Annotated in this window: 12 protein-coding genes; 9 read left to right on the forward strand and 3 right to left on the reverse strand. The window is 72.2% G+C overall.

Annotated features, from left to right (window positions below; all coding sequences use genetic code 11):
• Nucleotides 1-43: 43 nt before the first annotated feature.
• The 3 genes from CS0771_RS27210 to CS0771_RS27220 form a co-directional block, all read right to left on the reverse strand.
• A complete protein-coding gene (locus tag CS0771_RS27210; protein WP_244871055.1) occupies nt 44-1,837 on the reverse strand; it encodes an ABC transporter ATP-binding protein in 1,794 nt (597 codons plus the stop codon).
• Nucleotides 1,834-3,729 carry an ABC transporter ATP-binding protein gene (locus CS0771_RS27215; protein ID WP_212843652.1) on the reverse strand — a complete coding sequence of 632 codons (1,896 nt, stop codon included), beginning with the start codon at nt 3,727-3,729 and terminating at the stop codon, nt 1,834-1,836. Before CS0771_RS27215 ends, CS0771_RS27210 begins: the two co-directional genes overlap by 4 nt.
• 187 nt (nt 3,730-3,916) lie before the next feature.
• Nucleotides 3,917-5,149, reverse strand: coding sequence for a cytochrome P450 (locus CS0771_RS27220; protein ID WP_212843653.1), 1,233 nt, complete (start codon nt 5,147-5,149; stop codon nt 3,917-3,919).
• Between the two features lie 207 nt (nt 5,150-5,356).
• On the opposite strand from CS0771_RS27220, the gene CS0771_RS27225 reads away from it, so the two are divergent.
• The 9 genes from CS0771_RS27225 to CS0771_RS27265 all read left to right on the forward strand — a co-directional run bounded on the left by CS0771_RS27225 (nt 5,357) and on the right by CS0771_RS27265 (nt 17,605).
• Nucleotides 5,357-7,165, forward strand: coding sequence for an AMP-binding protein (locus CS0771_RS27225; protein ID WP_212843654.1), 1,809 nt, complete (start codon nt 5,357-5,359; stop codon nt 7,163-7,165).
• A gap of 315 nt (nt 7,166-7,480) precedes the next feature.
• Nucleotides 7,481-8,218, forward strand: a complete 738-nt coding sequence (locus CS0771_RS27230; protein ID WP_244871056.1) for a Phenylacetic acid catabolic protein — start codon at nt 7,481-7,483, stop codon at nt 8,216-8,218.
• Nucleotides 8,218-9,357: a radical SAM protein gene (locus tag CS0771_RS27235; RefSeq protein ID WP_244871057.1), complete on the forward strand. Its 1,140-nt coding sequence runs from the start codon at nt 8,218-8,220 to the stop codon at nt 9,355-9,357. Before CS0771_RS27230 ends, CS0771_RS27235 begins: the two co-directional genes overlap by 1 nt.
• Before the next feature lie 18 nt (nt 9,358-9,375).
• On the forward strand, nt 9,376-9,633 hold the full coding sequence (locus CS0771_RS27240; RefSeq protein ID WP_212843655.1) for an acyl carrier protein: 258 nt from the start codon (nt 9,376-9,378) through the stop codon (nt 9,631-9,633).
• Nucleotides 9,634-9,685: 52 nt separating this feature from the next.
• On the forward strand, nt 9,686-10,504 hold the full coding sequence (locus CS0771_RS27245) for an SDR family oxidoreductase (RefSeq protein ID WP_212843656.1): 819 nt from the start codon (nt 9,686-9,688) through the stop codon (nt 10,502-10,504).
• A 55-nt stretch (nt 10,505-10,559) separates the two neighbouring features.
• Entirely contained in the window at nt 10,560-13,508 is a 2,949-nt protein-coding gene (aroA, locus tag CS0771_RS27250) for a 3-phosphoshikimate 1-carboxyvinyltransferase (RefSeq protein WP_212843657.1), read from the forward strand.
• A 59-nt stretch (nt 13,509-13,567) separates the two neighbouring features.
• A complete protein-coding gene (locus CS0771_RS27255; RefSeq protein WP_212843658.1) occupies nt 13,568-14,713 on the forward strand; it encodes an acyl-CoA dehydrogenase family protein in 1,146 nt (381 codons plus the stop codon).
• Nucleotides 14,710-15,528 (forward strand): SDR family oxidoreductase, encoded by an 819-nt coding sequence (locus CS0771_RS27260; protein ID WP_212843659.1) that lies wholly within the window; start codon nt 14,710-14,712, stop codon nt 15,526-15,528. The genes CS0771_RS27255 and CS0771_RS27260 overlap by 4 nt, the downstream gene beginning before the upstream one ends.
• Nucleotides 15,521-17,605: an FAD-dependent oxidoreductase gene (locus CS0771_RS27265; RefSeq protein WP_212843660.1), complete on the forward strand. Its 2,085-nt coding sequence runs from the start codon at nt 15,521-15,523 to the stop codon at nt 17,603-17,605. Before CS0771_RS27260 ends, CS0771_RS27265 begins: the two co-directional genes overlap by 8 nt.
• Nucleotides 17,606-17,607: the final 2 nt, after the last annotated feature.

Below are 17,607 nucleotides of genomic sequence, written 5' to 3' on the forward strand. Positions count from 1 at the left end.
CGTGCACGATTCCGTGCCGTTGTGCGCGAGCACCGCCGGCCGGTCACCGGTAGGCGCGTGCCTGCATTCCGTACAGCTCGGCGTAGAGGCCCTCGGCGCGCATCAGCGTGGCGTGGTCGCCGGCTTCGACGATCCTGCCGTCCGACACGACGACGATCATGTCGGCCATCCGCACCGTGGAGAAGCGGTGCGACACGATCAGCGTGATTCCCCCGGTCTGCGCGGCGACCCGCGCGGCCTGTGCCGTGTACCGCTCGAACAGCGCGTACTCGGCCTCGGCGTCGAGGGCGGAGGTGGGCTCGTCGAGGACCAGCAGCAAGGGCTGCTCGCGCATCAGCGCCCGGCCGAGGGCGAGCTTCTGCCACTGGCCGCCGGACAGCTCCACGCCGTCGGCGTAGCTCTTGCCGAGCTGGGTGTCCAGCCCGTCCGGCAGCGCGGACACGATGTCGGCCGACCGGGCCCGCTCCAGCGCCGCCCGTACCGCATCCGTGGACGAGACCTGGTCGAGGTCACCGACGCCGACCGCCTCTCGCGCCACCAGCTCGTACCGGACGAAGTCCTGGAAGCCGGCGGCGATCCGGCGCCGCCAGTCGGTGAGCGGCATCCGGGCCAGGTCGACGCCGTCCACGGCCACCTCGCCGGTGCTCGGCCGGTAGAATCCGCACAGCAGCTTGACCAGCGTGGACTTTCCGGCGCCGCTCTCCCCGACGATCGCCACGGTGGCACCGGCCGACAGGTGCAGTTCGACGTCGCGCAGCACCGGCGTCCCACCCTCGTAGGCGAAGGACACGCCCCGCAGGTCGACGCCCCGGTGCAGCCGATCCGGCACAGCGGCATCGGAGACGCGGCCCGCGGTCACGTCAGCCGCTTCGCGCAGCTCCCGCAGCCGCCGATGCGTGCCGGCCATCCGCCGCAGGTCCTGCAACAGCCCCACGGCCTGCACGACCTGCTGGTTGACCTGGGTGGCGAGGACGGTGACGAGCACCACGTCGCCGACCGTGCGCTCACCCTGGATCGCCTGGCGGACCACCAGCAGCACGGCCGCCACGTATCCGGCGGCGAACAGCAGCTGACCGGCGGCGCGGACCGCGGTGGCCCGCACCTGCGCCCGCCACAGCCGTCCGGTCACCCCGGTCCACAGCGCGCGGTGGCGGGAGCGGATCTCCTGCTGCAGCCGGAACAGCCGCAGCTCCTTCGCCGGTCCCGCGGCAGTGGTGAGCCGGAACAGGTTCAGCGCGAGCCGGGTCGCCTCGGCGCTCGCCATGGTGGCCCGGTCGAGGGTGCGTTCGGCCCGCCGACCGGCCAGCAGCGGCGGGATCGAGGCCAGCGGCAGCAGGAAGAGCACCGGGTTGAGCATCGCGAGCAGCACGCCGGTGACCACGGCGGCCAGGATCAGGCTGCCCGTGTTGAGCAGCGCCTGCAGTGACGCGCGCGCCTGCTGGACCTCCTGCTCGAGCACCGTGATCAGGTCGGCGTGCGCCGGGCGCTCGTGCAGGTCGAGGCCCGCCGAGCCGTTGGTGAGCGCGATCAGTTCCTCGTCGAACCGCAGCGTGATGAGGTCCGACAGCTCGAAGTGCGCCACGTGCGCGAAGTGCCCGAAGGTCAGCACGGCGACGGCGAGCCCCGCCACGGTCAGCGCGGCCAAGGTCACCGCCCCGCTCCGCCCCTCGGCGACGGCGTTGATCAGCCATTTCAGGGCGAGACCGATCAGCGGCGCGGCCACCGCGCCGGCGAGCATCAGCACGACCGCCGCCGCCGTCTTGCCACGGTGTTCCCGCCATGCCGCGCCCAGCAGCTGCCGGGCCGCCGCCCACAGGTTGTCCATGCCGCCGGTCACACCGTCACCTCGCTGTGGTCGTCCTGGGGCTCGTCGTCGGCGAACCGGTCCGCCTGGAGCCGGAACAGTTCCGCGTACCGGCCGTTGCGGCGGATCAGCTCGTCGTGCGAGCCCTCCTCGTGCACGCGCCCGGAGTCGAGGACGATGATGTGGTCGGCGTGACGCACGGTGGAGAACCGGTGCGAGATCAGGACGGTGGTGGCGTCTGCGGTCAGCCGGACGAACTCGTCGAAGAAGCGGGACTCCGCGCGCACGTCGAGGCTCGCCGTGGGCTCGTCCAGCACCAGCACCGAGGCCCCGCTGCGCAGCGCGAAGAGCGCCCGCGCCAGCGCGACCCGCTGCCACTGGCCACCGGACAGGTCCGCGCCGCCGGTGACGTGCCGGGCCAGTGGCGTGTCGAAGCCGGCGGACAGGCTTTCCAGGGTGGTCTCGATCCCCGCATCGGCCGCCGCGGCGCGGACCCGGTCCCGATCACCGAGGTGTTCTGCCGCGCCGAAGGCGATGTTGTCGGCCGCCGACACCTCGTACCGGTTGAAGTCCTGGAAGATGACGGCCAGCCGGGCCCGCCACGCGTCGACCGGGAACGCCCGCAGGTCCAGGCCGTCGACCGTCACCGCCCCTTGCTGCGGGTCGTACAGCCGGGCCAGCAGCTTCACCAGCGTGGTCTTGCCGGCACCGTTGACACCGACGATCGCGGTGCAGCGGCCGGCCGGGATGACCAGGTTCAGCCCGTCGTAGACCGGCCGCGACTGCCCGGGGTAGCGGAACGTCACGTCGCTGAAGCGGATCTCGCCACGCGGCGCCGACGCCGCCGGGAGGCGCTCGCCGGGCGGTACGCCGGGCGGCGATGCCGCCGGGTACTCGTCCACGGCCTGCTCGAACGCGCGCACCGCGCGGAAGGCGTTCATCCCGAACTGGGTCTGGACGTCCGCCTCCGGATAGAACTCGCCGAGCCGCAGCGCGCCCAGCACCGCCTGCAGCACCAGCACCAGGCTGGTGATGTCCATCCCCGCCAGTCCGGCACGGGCCGCCGCCACCGTCACCGCCGAGGCCGCCGCAAGGCCGAAGACGGTGTACCAGCCGTACGGCCGCAGCAGGATGCGGCGGCGGGCCGCCCAGACGGGGTGTATCCACTCGTGGTAGGCGGCGCGGTACTGGTCGCGCAGCCAGTGCACGAGCCCAAAGATCCGGATCTCCTTGGCCGCGACGGCGCCCATCGCCAGTTCCCGGAAGTATCGGCTCTTGCGCCGGGCGCCGGCGTACTTGGCGACCACCTGGGAGTACCGGCGCAGGCCGCCACGCTGGCCGTAGCGGAACGCGAGCACCGCGGCGAGCACGGCCGCCGCGGCCCACCAGGCGAACGCGAATCCGATCACGGCGACGTACCCGAGCAGCGAGGTGACGCGGGCGATCAGGTGGAGCAGGCCGGCGCATGCCTTGCCGGGGCTCTGGAAGCCGTGCTGGAGCTCGTGGCCGGCCTCGCCGAGGGCGTCGAGCAGCCGCTGGTCCTCCAGGGGCGCGATGCCGGGGCTGCGCAGTGACGCGGCCATGAGGCGGTCGAAGATCCTGCCGTCGACCCGCCGGGCGACCAGTTCGCCGAGCGCCGTCTGCAGCGGGCTCAGCGACTGCTGCAAGGCGAACGCGCCGGACGCGACGGCGAAGGCCCAGACGACGCCTGACCACTGCGGGGATCCGACGCCTGCCGCCACCGCCGACGGGATGCGCCCCAGCATCACGCTCGTCGCGATGACGAACGCGACCGGCAGCAGCCCGAGCAGGAGGTTGCCCACGGCCAGGGCGGCGGTCAGCCCGATCCCCGCGTACGGCAGCAGCCCGGCGATGCGGAACCGGGCGGCGACGGCGTCGGCAAAGGACCTGCCGAAGGTATTCATCAAGGCATCATCCTGATTCGGTCTCCGGTCGGGTGGCTCGGCAGCGGACCCGCTGGCGGCGCGACCCTGCGCAACGCCCCGATCTGCTGCTGCCGAGTCCACGGCACGATCGACACCGACCGCGCCACTCTGCGCTGCCGGCCGCGGGTGGCGCGGCGTCCTCCGCCACCCGCCCCGCGGTCACCGCCTACCCGTCGGCCCTGGGCGTCAGGTGCAGCGGCAGTTCCTCGAAGCCGCGGAAGGTCGGGCTCTTGATCCTGCGGAACGGTCCGTTGAGCGTGATCCGCTCGGTGCGCGCGAACAGCTGCCGGAGGAACGTCGAGGTCTCCAGCCGGACCAGCGGCGCTCCCACGCAGAAATGGATGCCGCTGCCGAACGCCACGTGCCCGTCGGACTGGCGCTCGGCGCGGAACCGGTCCGGATCCTCCCACCGGCGGGGGTCGCGGTTGGCGGCCGCGAAGGACAGCTGCACGCGGGAACCGGCGGGGATGACCGTGCCGCCGATCTCGACATCGGCGGTGGCGGTGCGGAAGACGCTCTGCACGGGTGGGTCGAACCGCAGGGTCTCCTCGACCGCGCCCGGGATCAGCTCCTGCTTCGCCCGCACCAGCGCGTCCTGGTCGGGGTGGTTCATCATGGCCAGGCACAGGTTGCCCAGCAGGTGGGTGGTCGTCTCGTTGCCGCCGACGAGCAGCGCCAGGCACAGCCACACCAGCTCGTCGTCGCGGAGCTGGTCCTCGTTCGCCGCGAGCAGCTTGGAGATCAGGTCGTCGCCCGTCGGCTGCGCGCGGCGCTGGTCGAGCAGGGTGTGGAAGTAGACGGAGATGCCGGCCACCGCGGACAGCGCCTTCTTGGCCGCCTGCCGCCGATACGCCGCGTCCGGGGCCTCGTCGTCGAGGCCGGAGCGGGGGCGCAGCCGGGCGTTGGCGTTGAACCCTTCGATCACCCCCGCGGACCAGGCTTTGAACTGCGCCACGTCGTCACCCGGGATCCCCAGCACGGCGGCGATGACCCGCACCGGCAGCGGCACGAGCACCTGGCTCACGATCTCGACGTCCTCGGCGGCCAGCGCCGCGTCGAGCAGCTCCCGGCAGATCTGCTCGACCAGGGGCCGCCACGACTCCACCGCCCGTGGGGTGAGATCGCGGTTGATCAGGCGCCGGAGCCTGGTGTGGTCCGGGGGGTCGACGCCGAACAGGATCGGGAGCCTGGACTTGTCGTAGGCGATGCCGTCGGCCGAGGAGAATCGCTCGTGGTCCTTGGCCGCCGCGCGGACGTCGTCGTAGCCGCTGACGATCCAGATGTCCCGATGCGCGAGGTAGACCGGGCCCGATGCGCGCAGAAGCGTGTCGTAGAAGGGATACGGCTCGTCCATCATCTCCGGCGAGAATGGATCGATGTCGCCGACGAGCGGTGTCATGGTCATCAACTTGCCCCCGTAGCCGAAGTTCCGTGCGGCCGCTGCGAGAGTGCCACACGAGAGCGTTCATGGCAATCTATGGACACGCTCCCACGAACGGGCTATGTTCTGCCTTGGCTCCGATATGCACTGTGCGCCAGCGTGCGGCGGGCCAGGGCCTGACCTGCCAAAAGGTCACTGATCTGCAATCCAACGGGGGATAGTCGAATGACGCTGCTCGATGTGGAAAAACGGATACAGTCCATTTGCTGGGACGTGCTGAAGCGTTCGGATCTCGGCCTGGACGACGACCTCCTGCAGGCCGGCATGGACTCTCTCGCGGCCGTCGAGATAGTGACGCGCGTCGAGCTGGCCTTCGGCGTCGACGTGGTGGACACGATCTTCGAGACGCCCACGGTGCGGCAGCTCAGCGCCGTGGTGCTCCGGTCGGCGAGCGCCGCCGCCCCGGACGGCCCCGCGGCGGGTGCGCCGACGGCCTGGCAGCTACCGGAGACCAGGAACTTCCTCGACCTCATCGCCACCGCCGCGCAACGCTACGGCGACCGGCCGTACCTGCTCCAGGGTGACGGCGAGTCCCGCGACATCAGCTTCGCCGAGGTGCTGGCGTTCACCCGCGGCTGCGCCGCCCTGCTCGACGAGCACGGCGTGCCGCCGGGCGGCCGGGTCGCCATGGTGCTGCACAACTCCTCGCTCGCCGCGCTGCTGTTCCTCGGCGTGGTCGGCGCGCAGCGGGTGCTCGTGCCGCTCAACCCCAAGTCCGGCCCCGCCGAGCTGGAGGCCCAGCTGGCCCACGCCGGGCCGGCCCTGGTGCTGGGACGGCAGAGCACGTCGGACAAGCTGCCGGCGGCGAGCTGGCTGTCGGTCGACGACGAGGCCGGCTTCCTCCGCGACGTGCTCGCGAAGGGCGCCGGCGAGCCGGGGCCGATCTCCGCGGCCGACAGCAGCGGCGAGCTGGACGCGGTGGTCGTCTACACCTCCGGCTCCACCGGCACCCCGAAGGGCGTCGTGCTGTCGCACCGCAGCCTGATCTCCGGTGCGGTCGCGATGGCCGAGTGGGCCGAAGCGGGCGAGGACGACATCATCCTCAACGTCAACCCGCTGTTCCACGCGGGCGGCCAGATGTTTCCGACGCTGACCCCACTGTGGTGCGGCGGCCGATCGGTCTGCGTACGCTCCGAGGCGGCGCTGGCCCGGTTCTGGACCTACGTGGACCGCTACCGGCCCACCTGGACGCTGGTCGTCAACGCCTACCTGGCGCACCTCGCCGAGAAGCCGGAACGCCCGGCGGCGGGGACCCTCAAGGGTGTGCTCGCCGGCGGCTCGCCGCTGAGCCCGGCCCTGATCCACCGCTTCGAGAGCACGTTCGACATCCCGGTGTACCAGGTGTACGGCATGACCGAGCTGGCCACGATCACCACCGTCGAGCCGCGCGACCGCAAGCCCGGCGACACCCGCACCGCCGGGCTGCCGGTGGCCTGCTCGCAGGTGCGGGTGGTCGGGCTCGACGGCAGCGACGTGCCCGCGGGCGACAACGGCGAGGTGCTGCTCACCGGCGCGAATCTCTTCACCCGCTACGAGCAGGCCCCGGAGCTGACCGCCGAGCGGCTGCGCGACGGCTGGATCCGCACCGGAGATCTGGGCCAGCTCGACGCGAACGGCGAGCTGACCATCGTCGACCGTCTCGACAGCATGGTGATCGTCAACGGCGAGAACGTCTATCCGGCGGAGATCGAATCCGTCGTGCCGCACCTGGCGGGTGTCGAGGACGCGGTCGTCGCCGCACTCCCCCATCCGGTGACCGGCGTGGAGCTCGTCCTCGTCTACAAGCTGCTGCCCGGCACCGCCGCCGACGAGGACGGCTGGCGGGCGACGCTGCTCAAGCACGTCAGCACGTTCAAGGTGCCGCGCCGGTTCGTCGCGCTCAAGGAGCTCGACGTGGAGGAGTTCCCACGCACCCCGCTGGGCAAGATCGTGCGGCCGGACGTGCAGCGGCTGGCCGTAGAGCACCTGTCGTGAGCCGTCGCGCCGCCCGCGGGGTGGCGCGAGGCGGCCTGCGACCTGAGCGAATGACCCGACACGACACGACCGGCGGTCTCCCGGTGCGGTCCTGACACAGGCCGGCACGGCGAGCCTGCAGGCGGCCGAACAGCGCCGTGGCGCCGTATTCGCGGACCGCCATCACCCGGATCAGTGCACGCACCGACGGAGCAGACATCGTCGTCTGGCTGCCGGCGACAACACGCGTCCCACAATCGACCGCTGCCGCATGCCCAGGCCACCGGGCCATCGCGCATGCTCGCGGGTTCCCTGCATTGGAGGATGATGGTGACGGTGACCGAGAGCGTCACAGTCTTCGACGACGAGGCCTTCGTCGTACGGACCCCGGAGGAGTTCCGCCGCGCACCTCGCGAATACCAGAAGATGCTGATCAGCCAGATTCTGATCAACACCGAGGGCGAGCTGTCCGGCGGCGACGACTACACGATGATGTTCCTGCCGATGGCGCCGAACGCCGAGGAACGCCAGGTCTGCGCCGAGCGGGCGGTCGAGGAGTACGACCACTACAAGATCGGCAAGCGTATCCTCGCGGACCTCGGTGTGGACACCAGCCACATGGAGACCCAGCGGCTGGAGGACCGCAACCTGTTCGCCGACCAGGGCCTGCACACGTGCACGACCTGGGCCGAGCGCGGCGTGTTCTCCTACATCGGCGAGGAGGCCGCGCTGCTGATGATCCGCGAGTTCGCCGACAGCAGCTACCAGCCGTGGGCCGAAGCGGTCCGCACCATCATCCTCGACGAGAAGGTCCACATCGCACACGGCGCCCGGGTGTGCCGCAACATCGCCGTCACCGAGGAGGGCCGGCAGCAGCTGCAGGCCGCGCTCGACCGGCTGTGGCCCACCTTCATCGGCGTCTTCGGCAATCCCAACTCCAAGCGGGCCGAGCTGGCGATCCGCTACGGCCTGCGCAAGACCACCAACGCGCAGGCCCGTGACCAGTGGACCGCCATCGTCTCGCGCCGCATCACCGAGCTGGGCCTGCGGGTCCCCGGCACCGAGGCGGCCTGATGGCAGTCGTGCCGCTCCACCTCAACCCTCCCGCGCCACCCCGGCGCGAAGCGAAAGCCAAGCTGCGCGACCTGCTCGCCGCCCGGCCGGACCTGGCCGAGCGGGTGCTGGCGATCCGGGACATGGGCCGCCGGGTCAAGGCCTGCGAGGTCCACCTGACCACCACCTGCAACATCAGGTGCAAGGGCTGCTGGTACTTCGAGGGCGGCTTCGACACCGCCGTTCCGGAGACCTCCGACCTCGGGGTGATCCGGGCGTTCGTCGACCGGCTCGACGCGGCCGGGGTCACCCAGGCCACGCTCATCGGCGGCGAGCCGACGCTGGTGCTCAACCGCGTCGTCCCGTTCGTCGAGCGGCTGCCCTACCTGACCATCTCGACCAACGGGCTGCGGCCGCTGCCCATGGCCGGTTTCGAAAAGGTGGCCGTGGCGATCAGCCTGTTCGGCGGCGGGCCGCTGGACGACGACCTGCGCGCGGTCCGCCCGAACGGGTCCACCTTCACCGGGCTGTTCGACAAGGCGCTGCGGCACTACCGCGACGACCCCCGGGTGACGTTCGTCTTCGCACTGTCCGAGAACGGCCTGCAGTACGTCGAGCCGACCGTGCGGGCGATCGCCGACAACGGCAACCAGGTCACCTTCAACTTCTACAGCGCGCACGGCACCGAACAGCCCCTGCGGATCGATAACGAGAAGCGGACGCTGGCCGAGGCGCTGCGGGTCAAGGAGCTGTTCCCCGACGCCGTGGTCAGCCACCCCTACTTCATCGAAGCGCTGATCACCGGGCGGACCCACTGGGGCGGCCGGTTCGGATACGACGTCTGCCCGAGCATCAGCGTCGAGCTGCCCGAGCACGCCGGCCGCGTCGGCAACGGGCAGCCCGTCATCGAGGGCTTCGCCGTCTACGGCGCCGACTACGAGACGCTGCAGTTCTGCTGCACCTCCGGCGACTGCGGCGGCTGCCGGGACAGCCAGGCGGTCTACACCTGGCTCGTCGTCAACCAGAACCGTTTCCTCGACAGCGCCGACCAGCTGCAGACGTGGATCGACCTCGCCGAGGCCTACTGGCGGCAGTGGTACTGGGCACAGCAGCACTCGCCGCACTTCGCCCGCCGCCGCTCCCCCGCTCCCGCCCGCTGAACCGAAAGGAACACAGCCATGCCACACGACACCGCCGCTGCCGACGTCGAGCAGTTTCTCAGCAGGGAACTCGTCGATCTCGGCGTGGAGGACGAGGCGATCCGCCCGGAGGCGAAGTTCGACGAGCTCGACATCGACTCACTCGACGTCGCGGATCTGATGACGTCCCTGAAGAAGAACTACGGGGTCGACATCCCGCGCCGGGACCTCATCGGAATGACCCTCGGCCAGCTCGTCGAGCGGGTGGTCGCCGGGGAGACCGCCGCAGAACGGTAGCGCCGGGGGCCGGCTCCCACCGGAGCGGCCCGGAGCGGAAAGGCAGCGCAGGTTGGAACTGTTCACGGGGCGGACGTACGTCATCACCGGCGTGCTCAACACCGAGTCGATCGCCTGGCACGTCGCCGAGGCACTCCAGCGGGAGGGCGCGACGGTCGTGCTGACCTCGTTCGGTCGCGCGGCGCGCATCACCCGCAAGGCGGCCCAGCTCCTGCCCGCTCCCGCGGAGGTCCTGGAGCTGGACGTCACCGACGACGCCGGCTTCGAGTCCCTGGCCGCCGCGGCCGCGGGGTGGGAGCGGCTCGACGGTGTGCTGCACAGCATCGCGTACGCACCGGCCGACGCACTCGGCGCGGGATTCCTCACCACCCCGCCCAGCAGCGCGCTGGCGGGTTTCCGCACCTCGGCGTACTCGCTGCAGCAGCTCGCCCACGCGCTGACGCCCGCCCTCAGCCGCAACGAGCGCGGCGGGGCGATCGTCGGGATGACCGTCGACACCGGGCGGGCGCTGCCGGGATACGACTGGATGGGCGTCTACAAGACGGCCCTGACGTCGATCGCGCAGTACCTCGCGCTGTACCTCGGCCCGCACGGGATCCGGGTGAACCTGGTCGCCGCCGGGCCGGTCGAGACCGTGTCGGCACGCGGCGTCGACAGCTTCGGCGACCTGGCCGACCACTACGAACGCTGGGCACCCCTCGGCTGGGACCGCAACGATCCGGCCCGGGTGGTCGGCGCGGTGCTGTTCCTGCTGTCCGGACTCGCCCGGTACACCACCGGGCAGGTCCTCCACGCCGACGGCGGCATGCATGCCGTTCTCGGCGGCGTCAGCGCCCCGACACCGTTGTCGGGCGAGCCCACGCGCCGGTGAACGGCGACACATCACCGTCCACGCCGCCGCCCTCGCCCGTAGTGAAGGAGGAACCGTGCGCCTGCTGGTCAAGGGTCGTATCGGGTCGTTGACCGGGGAAATCGACGTCCCCGTCTCGAAGTACCACGCGCACCGTGCCCTGATCCTCGCCTCGCTGGCCCCGGGCACGACCCGCATCCAGGGTCTGTCCGACGCCGGCCACGTGCAGCACACGATCCGGGCGCTGCGCCAGCTCGGCACCCAGATCCAGGTGGACGGCGACGGCGGCACGCTCCTGGTGACCGGCAGCCAGTACCGGCCGGTCCGGGAGCGGGTGTCGGTCGGCAGCTCCGGCACGACCCTGTACTTCCTCACGCCGCTGGCGGCCCTGGCGTCCTCGCCGGTCACCATCGTCGGCCAGAAGTACTTCCGGCGCCGGCCCATCCGTCCCCTGCTGGAGGCGCTCAGCGGGCTGGGGGTGCGGCTCGACGCGCCGACCGGCGCCCCGCCGATCTCCGTCGTGCCGGGGCTTCCCGTCGGCGGCCGGGTGCGGATTCCGGGCACGCTGTCGCAGTGGATCTCGGGGCTGCTGCTGCTCGCGCCGTTCGCCACCGGGCCGAGCCTGATCGAGGTCACCGGCCCGTTCAACGAGCGTTCCTACGTGGATCTCACGGTCGCGATGATGCGGCGCTTCGGTCTGGTGGTCGAGACGGGCCCGGACGGCCGGACGTTCGCCGTCGAGCCGAACCAGCGGCCGCATCCGGCCGTGATCCAGCTGCCGCCCGACATCGGCTCGGCCGCCTTCGGTCTCGCGGCGGCGGCGCTACGGCCGTCCAACGTGCTGTTCCGCGGCCTGTCCGCGGTCAGCGCGGCGGAGACCGACCACCCGGAGGCCGACCTGCTCGACATCCTGACCGGGATGGGACTGCCACTGCGGCGCGACCCCGGCACCGGGTTCGTGCGGGTGCAGCACGACGGGCTGCGGCTGCGGCCGATCGAGGTCGACTGCCGGTCCGTTCCGGACATGCTGCCGGTGCTCAGCGTGCTGGCCAGCCAGGCCGACGGCACCTCCACCCTGGACAGCGTCGCCCACGTGCGGCTCAAGGAGTCCGACCGGGTCGCGGCGATGCTGCAGCTCAACCGGATGGGCGCCCGGCTCGGCGTACACGGCGACCAGCTGCGCTGCCACGGGGTGTCCCGGCTCGGCGCGGCGGACCTGTCGTCCTTCAACGACCACCGGGTGCTGATGGCCCTGGCCGTCGCCGCCTCCCAGGCCGACGGGGAGAGCCGGCTCACCTACCCGAACGCCTACCGGATCTCCTACCCCCGGTTCGTCGACGACATGAACTCGATCGGCATGTCGATGTCGGTGGACGCCGGCCGCAGGCCGGTCCGGCCGCACCGGACGCAGGAGCCCGTGACCGATCCCGGCCGGGTCGCCGCCGAGCCGCTGGACGCGCTCGTCCGGCGGTGGGCGCGGCAGCGGCCCGACGACACGGCGGTCGTCGAGGCGGCCTCCCCCGGCCGTGCCGAGCGGCGCCTCACCTGGCGTGAGCTCGACCAGCGTGCCGACGCCGCCGCGGCCATGCTTCTTGAGCTCGGTGTGCAGCCGGGCGAGCCGGTGGCCTGGCAGCTGCCGAACTGGGCCGAGTCCGTGGTGCTGACCATCGCCACGGTACGCATCGGCGCGGTGTGCTGCCCGCTCATGCCCATCTTCCGCGAGCGCGAGCTGAGGCACATGCTCGGCTGTGCCCGCGCCCGGGTGCTCGTCGTGCCCGAGCACCACCGCGGCCGTGACCACGCTCGCGAGCTGGCCGCGCTGCTGGCCGGGCCGGAGGCGCCCCCGGTCCGGCACGTCGTGGTCGTCGGCGGCGGGCCGCTCGCCGAAGGCGGCGGCGTCCGGTGGCACCGTTTCGACGAGGCGCTCGCACGGCAGGTGCCCGACCGGGCGGTCCTCGACGCCCGCCGCCCAACACCGGACATGCTCGCCCAGCTGCTGTTCACCTCCGGCACGACCGGCGAGCCCAAGGGTGTGCTGCACCGGATGCAGACGCTGACCCGGGCTGCCGCCATGGCGGCCCGGCATCTGGGACTGACCCGGGCCGACCGCGTCTTCGTCCCGTCACCGCTGGCCCACCAGACCGGATTCCTGTACGGGATGTGGCTGGCCCTGACGCTCGGCGCCCCGCACATCCTGCAGCCGGTGTGGGACGGGCAAACCGCCCTGGACACGCTACGCCGGTGGCAGGGCACCTTCGTGCAGGCCGCCACACCGTTCCTGGTGGATCTGGTGCGCGCGGTGGAGGACACGGGCCGGCCGCCGGCCGAGCTGCGGATCTTCGTGGCCACCGGTGCCGCCGTGCCACGGGCGCTGGCCGAGCGGGCGACCCGGGTGCTGGGCGCTGCGGTGTGCGGCGCCTGGGGCACCACCGAGACCTGCCTGGGCACCCTGGGCGCGCCCGGCGACGACCCGGCGTCGGTGTGGGGCACCGACGGGCGAGCGCTGGCCGGCGTCGGCATCCGGGTCACCGACGACGCCGGGACCGTGCTCGGGCCGCAGCAGGAGGGCAACTTCGAGGTCACCGGCGACTGCCTGTTCGCCGGCTACCTGGACCGCCCGGAGTGGAGCGAGGCGGCGCTGACGCCGGACGGCTGGTACCGCAGCGGCGACCTCGCGGTTATCGACGAATCCGGATACGTACGGATCACCGGCCGGGTCAAGGACGTGATCAACCGGGGCGGCGAGAAGATCCCCGTCGCGGAGATCGAGCAGTTGCTGCACGCCCATCCGTCCATCGCCGATGTGGCCATCGTCGCGATGCCGGACGAGCGGCTCGGCGAGCGTGCCTGCGCGTACGTGGTGCGCACCGGCGACCTCGACTTCGCCGAGGTGCAGCAGTTCCTGGACCAGCAGAAGGTCGCCAAGCAGTACTGGCCGGAACGGCTGGAGATCATCGACGAGCTGCCGCGCAATCCCGTGGGCAAGGTGCAGAAGTTCCTGCTTCGGGAGTGGGCCAGCCGGTGACGGCGTGGACCGGCGCCGACGGCGGCGCAGAGCGCGGCCATGACGAGAGGAACACGGTGATGACGACGGACGAGAGCCGGTTCGAGGTCCTGCGGGAGGAGGTGGAGGCGTTCGTGCGCGGGCCCGGCGAGCAGTACGCGGCGCAGATCGAGCAGACCCGCGCGGTGCCCGACCGGCTTTTCGGCGACCTGCGCGATCGGGGCTATCTCCGGCTGGCGGCGCCCGCGGAGTACGGCGGCTTGGGGCTGCCCTTCGTCCGCTATCTCGAGTTGCTCGAGCTGTTCTCGATGTCGCACGCCTCCCTGCGGATGATCGTGCACGTCTGCAACGGCGTGTGGCGCTCGATGGACCAGTTCGCCACCGACGAGCAGCGCAAGAAGTTCGTGCTGCCGCAGGTGGCCGGTGACGCCAGGGTCGCGTTCACGCTGACGGAGCCGACCGCCGGAACGGGCGCCGACATGCGGTGCAGCGTGGTACGCGAAGGCGACACGTACCTGCTCTCCGGCGAGAAGCATCTGATCACCTTCGGCGTGAGCTGCGACTGGTGGCTGACGTTCGCGCGGCTGCACGGCACCGCCGGCAAGGACGGCACGGTCGCCCTCATGGTGGACCGGCAGGCGCCGGGCGTCACCGTGGAGCCCATGCCCGACACGATGGGCGTGCGCGGCACCGACCACGCCAGGCTCGTCTTCGACCGCACGCCGGTGCCGGTGGCGCACCGGCTCGGCGAGGAGGGCCAGGGACTGGAGGTCGCGCTCGGCGGCTTCCTCACCCCGAGCAGGATCGCGGTGGCCATGACCTGCGTGGGACTGGCCCGGCGGGCGCAGGAGCTGGCCGTCGCCCACGCCCGGGTCCGCCGTACCTTCGGCAAGCCGCTGGCCGCGCGGCAGGCGGTCGCCTTCGCGCTGGCCGAGAACGCCGCGGACCTCGAGGCCGCACGACAGCTCACGCTGTTCGCGGCGGGCCGGTGGGAGTCCGGCGATCCGCGCGCCGGAGCGCTGTCCTCGATGGCCAAGCTCACCGCGGTCGACATGCTGACCCGGGTGACCGACAAGGCGCTGCAGGTACACGGTGGCATCGGCTACTGGGAGTCCAGCCCGATCGAGCGGGTCTACCGGGACGCGCGGGCGCAGCGGTTCGAAGAGGGGACCAACGAGATCCAGAAGACCGTGATCGCCCGCGACGTACTGGGAGATGTGCGATGACCGACCACCGGACCGGTGTGCACGAGGGGAAGGTCGCGCTGGTCACCGGCAGCTCGCGCGGCATCGGGCGGGCGCTGGCGCTGACGCTGGCCGGCTCCGGCGCCTCCATCGTGGTGAACTACAAGAAGAACGCCGAGCTCGCCGATGAGGTGTGCGGCCAGGTCGAACAGCTCGGCGGCAAGGCCGTCGCCGTGCAGGCCGACATGGAGGACCCGGCCCAGATCGAGCGCCTGTTCGACACCGTGGGCAGCGCCTTCGGCCGGCTCGACTACTTCGTCTGCAACGCCGCGGCCAGCTCGTTCAAGAACATCGCCGATCTCAAGCTGCACCACCTGGACCGCTCGTACGCGATGAACATCCGCGCCTTCGTGCTGGGCGCCCAGCGCGCGGTGGACCTGATGGACGACGGCGGCCGCGTCGTCGCGCTGTCCAGCTACGGCAGCATCCGGGCCTACCCCACCTATGCCAACCTCGGTGCGGCCAAGGCCGCCATCGAGGCGTGGGTGCGTTACATGGCGGTGGAGTTCGCCCCGCGGGGCGTCAACGTCAACGCGGTCAACGGCGGCATCATCGAGTCGGACTCCTCGGACTACTTCTACAACGTCCCCGGCATGGCCCCGCTGTCACGGGTGCTGCCGAAGATCCCCAAGGCGCGCATGGGCACCGTGCAGGAGGTGGCCGACGTGGTCGCGTTCCTGCTCGCGCCCGCCTCCGAGTACATCACCGGGCAGACCCTCGTGGTGGACGGCGGCCTGTCGGTGGTCGCGCCGCCGTTCGCCGAGGATCTGATGCCGCCGCTGAGCCCGCATGGCTGACGAGTTCCGGCACGTCTTCCGGGCCGGCCGGATCGGGTCGCTGCCGGTCCCCCACCGCATCGTCATGGGTGCGATGCACCTCGGACTGGAGGTGCGCGAGGACGACGGCGCGGCGCTGGCCGCGTTCTACGCCGAGCGGGCCCGCGGCGGCGCCGGGTTGATGGTCACCGGCGGCGCCGCGGTGAGCATGGCGGGCGCGGGCGGGCGCGGGTACGGCGTGCTCGGTGACCCCGCCTTCCGCGGCCGTCTGCGCCGGGTCGCGGCGGCGGTCCATGACGCGGGCGGGCTCATCGCGCTGCAGCTGTTCCACGCCGGGCGGTACGCCTCACCGGCGGCGTTCGGGGTGCCCCCGGTCGCACCGTCCGCGGTGCACAGCAGGTTCTCCGGCAGCACGCCGCTGGCCATGACCGCGGCGCAGATCCGTGCCACGGTGGCGGACTTCGCGCAGGGCGCGGCGCTGGGCCGCGAACTCGGGTTCGACGCGGTGGAGATCATGGGCTCGGAGGGCTACCTCGTCGACCAGTTCCTCTCGCCGCTGACCAACCTGCGCGACGACGAGTGGGGCGGTGACGCGCCGCGCCGCGCGCGGTTCGGGGTCGAGGTCACCCGCGCGGTGCGGGCCGCCACCGGCGCGGACTTCCCGATCATCGTCCGGTTCACCGGGCTCGACCTGATGCCCGGCGGCACCCCGCGAGCCGACGTGCTGAACTTCGCCTCGTCGCTGGTGGCGGCCGGCGCCGACGCGCTGAACGTCGGCGTCGGCTGGCACGAGGCCACCGTGCCCACCGTGCAGGCGATCGTGCCGCCCGGTTCGTGGGTCCCCGTGGCCGCCGCGGTGAAGGCGGCGGTCGGGGCGGTCCCGGTGATCGCCAGCAACCGGGTGAACCGGGTCCGGCAGGCTGAGGAGGTCCTGGCGGCGACCGGGCTCGACTTCGTGTCGATGGCCCGCCCGTTCCTGGCCGACCCCGAGATGATCACCCGTACCCGGCGGCGGCGTCCGGTGAACGTCTGCATCGGCTGCAACCAGGCGTGCATCGACCGGTCGCTGGTCGACGAGGAGGTGTCCTGCCTGGTCAACCCGCGGGCCGGCCGGGAGCTGGCGCCGCGGCCGGCGCGCGGCGGCAGACCGCTGCGGCTGGCGGTGATCGGCGGCGGACCGGCGGGTATGCAGGCCGCGCTCGAACTCGCCGCGGCCGGGCACGGCGTCGACCTGTACGAGGCGGCGGACGGGCTCGGCGGCCAGTTCCGCCTGGCGGGCCTCGTCCCGGGCAAGGCCGACTATCACGCCACCATCGGCTACTTCACGGCGGAACTGGACCGGCTCGGCGTACGGGTGCAGCTCGGCCGCCCGATCGGCGCCGGTGACGTGCCCCTGCTGCGGTCCTACGCGGGCCTGGTCGTCGCCAGCGGGGTACGGCCCCGCCGGGTCGGCATCCCCGGCGCCGACCTGCCGCACGTGCTGAGCTACACACAGGCGTTCGCCGCCGGCGCGCTGCGGGGACGCCTGGTGATCATCGGCGGTGGGGGCATCGCCGTCGACCTCGCGCACCTGGCCGGTCGCGGCCCGGACCGGCCGGACGAGATCGAGCGCTTCCTGCGCACGCACGGGCTCGCCGCGGGCCCCGCCCCGGCCGCCGCCGGTAACGTGACGATCCTGCACCGCGGCCCCCGGATCGGGCCGCGACTCGGCCGGTCCAGCCGCTGGGCGGTGCTGGCGGACCTGCGCCGGCACGGCGTGCGGATCGTCTCCGGCGTCCGGTTCCGGCACATCACGCCGGACGGCGTGCACGTCACCGATGCGGCCGGCGCCGATGCCGTGTTCCCGGCGGACACGGTCGTGATCGCGGCCGGGCAGCAGGCCGACGAGGTGGTTCCCGCGCTGGCGCGGCAGGCCGGCGTATGGCACCGGGTCGTGGGCGGCGCGCGCGACGCCGACGGGCTGGACGCGGTCCGGGCGTTCGCGGAGGGGTTCGCGGTGGCCGCGGACGTGGTGGCGGAACTGGGCCGAATAGAGCCGACAGCGGCCGGGCCCCGATCCGAGCAGGTGCTCATCAAGGGAAAGGGCGGCCATGAGTGACG

The sequence above is a fragment of the Catellatospora sp. IY07-71 genome (assembly GCF_018326265.1).
Taxonomy (GTDB): Bacteria; Actinomycetota; Actinomycetes; order Mycobacteriales; family Micromonosporaceae; genus Catellatospora.

Bases quoted from the DNA above. Each gene is read 5' to 3' on its own strand.
- CS0771_RS27215 (WP_212843652.1), bottom strand. From the start codon at position 3,729: ATGAATACCTTCGGCAGGTCCTTTGCCGACGCCGTCGCCGCCCGGTTC.
- CS0771_RS27220 (WP_212843653.1), bottom strand. From the start codon at position 5,149: ATGACACCGCTCGTCGGCGACATCGATCCATTCTCGCCGGAGATGATG.
- CS0771_RS27225 (WP_212843654.1), top strand. From the start codon at position 5,357: ATGACGCTGCTCGATGTGGAAAAACGGATACAGTCCATTTGCTGGGAC.
- CS0771_RS27235 (WP_244871057.1), top strand. From the start codon at position 8,218: ATGGCAGTCGTGCCGCTCCACCTCAACCCTCCCGCGCCACCCCGGCGC.
- CS0771_RS27240 (WP_212843655.1), top strand. From the start codon at position 9,376: ATGCCACACGACACCGCCGCTGCCGACGTCGAGCAGTTTCTCAGCAGG.
- CS0771_RS27255 (WP_212843658.1), top strand. From the start codon at position 13,568: ATGACGACGGACGAGAGCCGGTTCGAGGTCCTGCGGGAGGAGGTGGAG.
- CS0771_RS27260 (WP_212843659.1), top strand. From the start codon at position 14,710: ATGACCGACCACCGGACCGGTGTGCACGAGGGGAAGGTCGCGCTGGTC.
- CS0771_RS27265 (WP_212843660.1), top strand. From the start codon at position 15,521: ATGGCTGACGAGTTCCGGCACGTCTTCCGGGCCGGCCGGATCGGGTCG.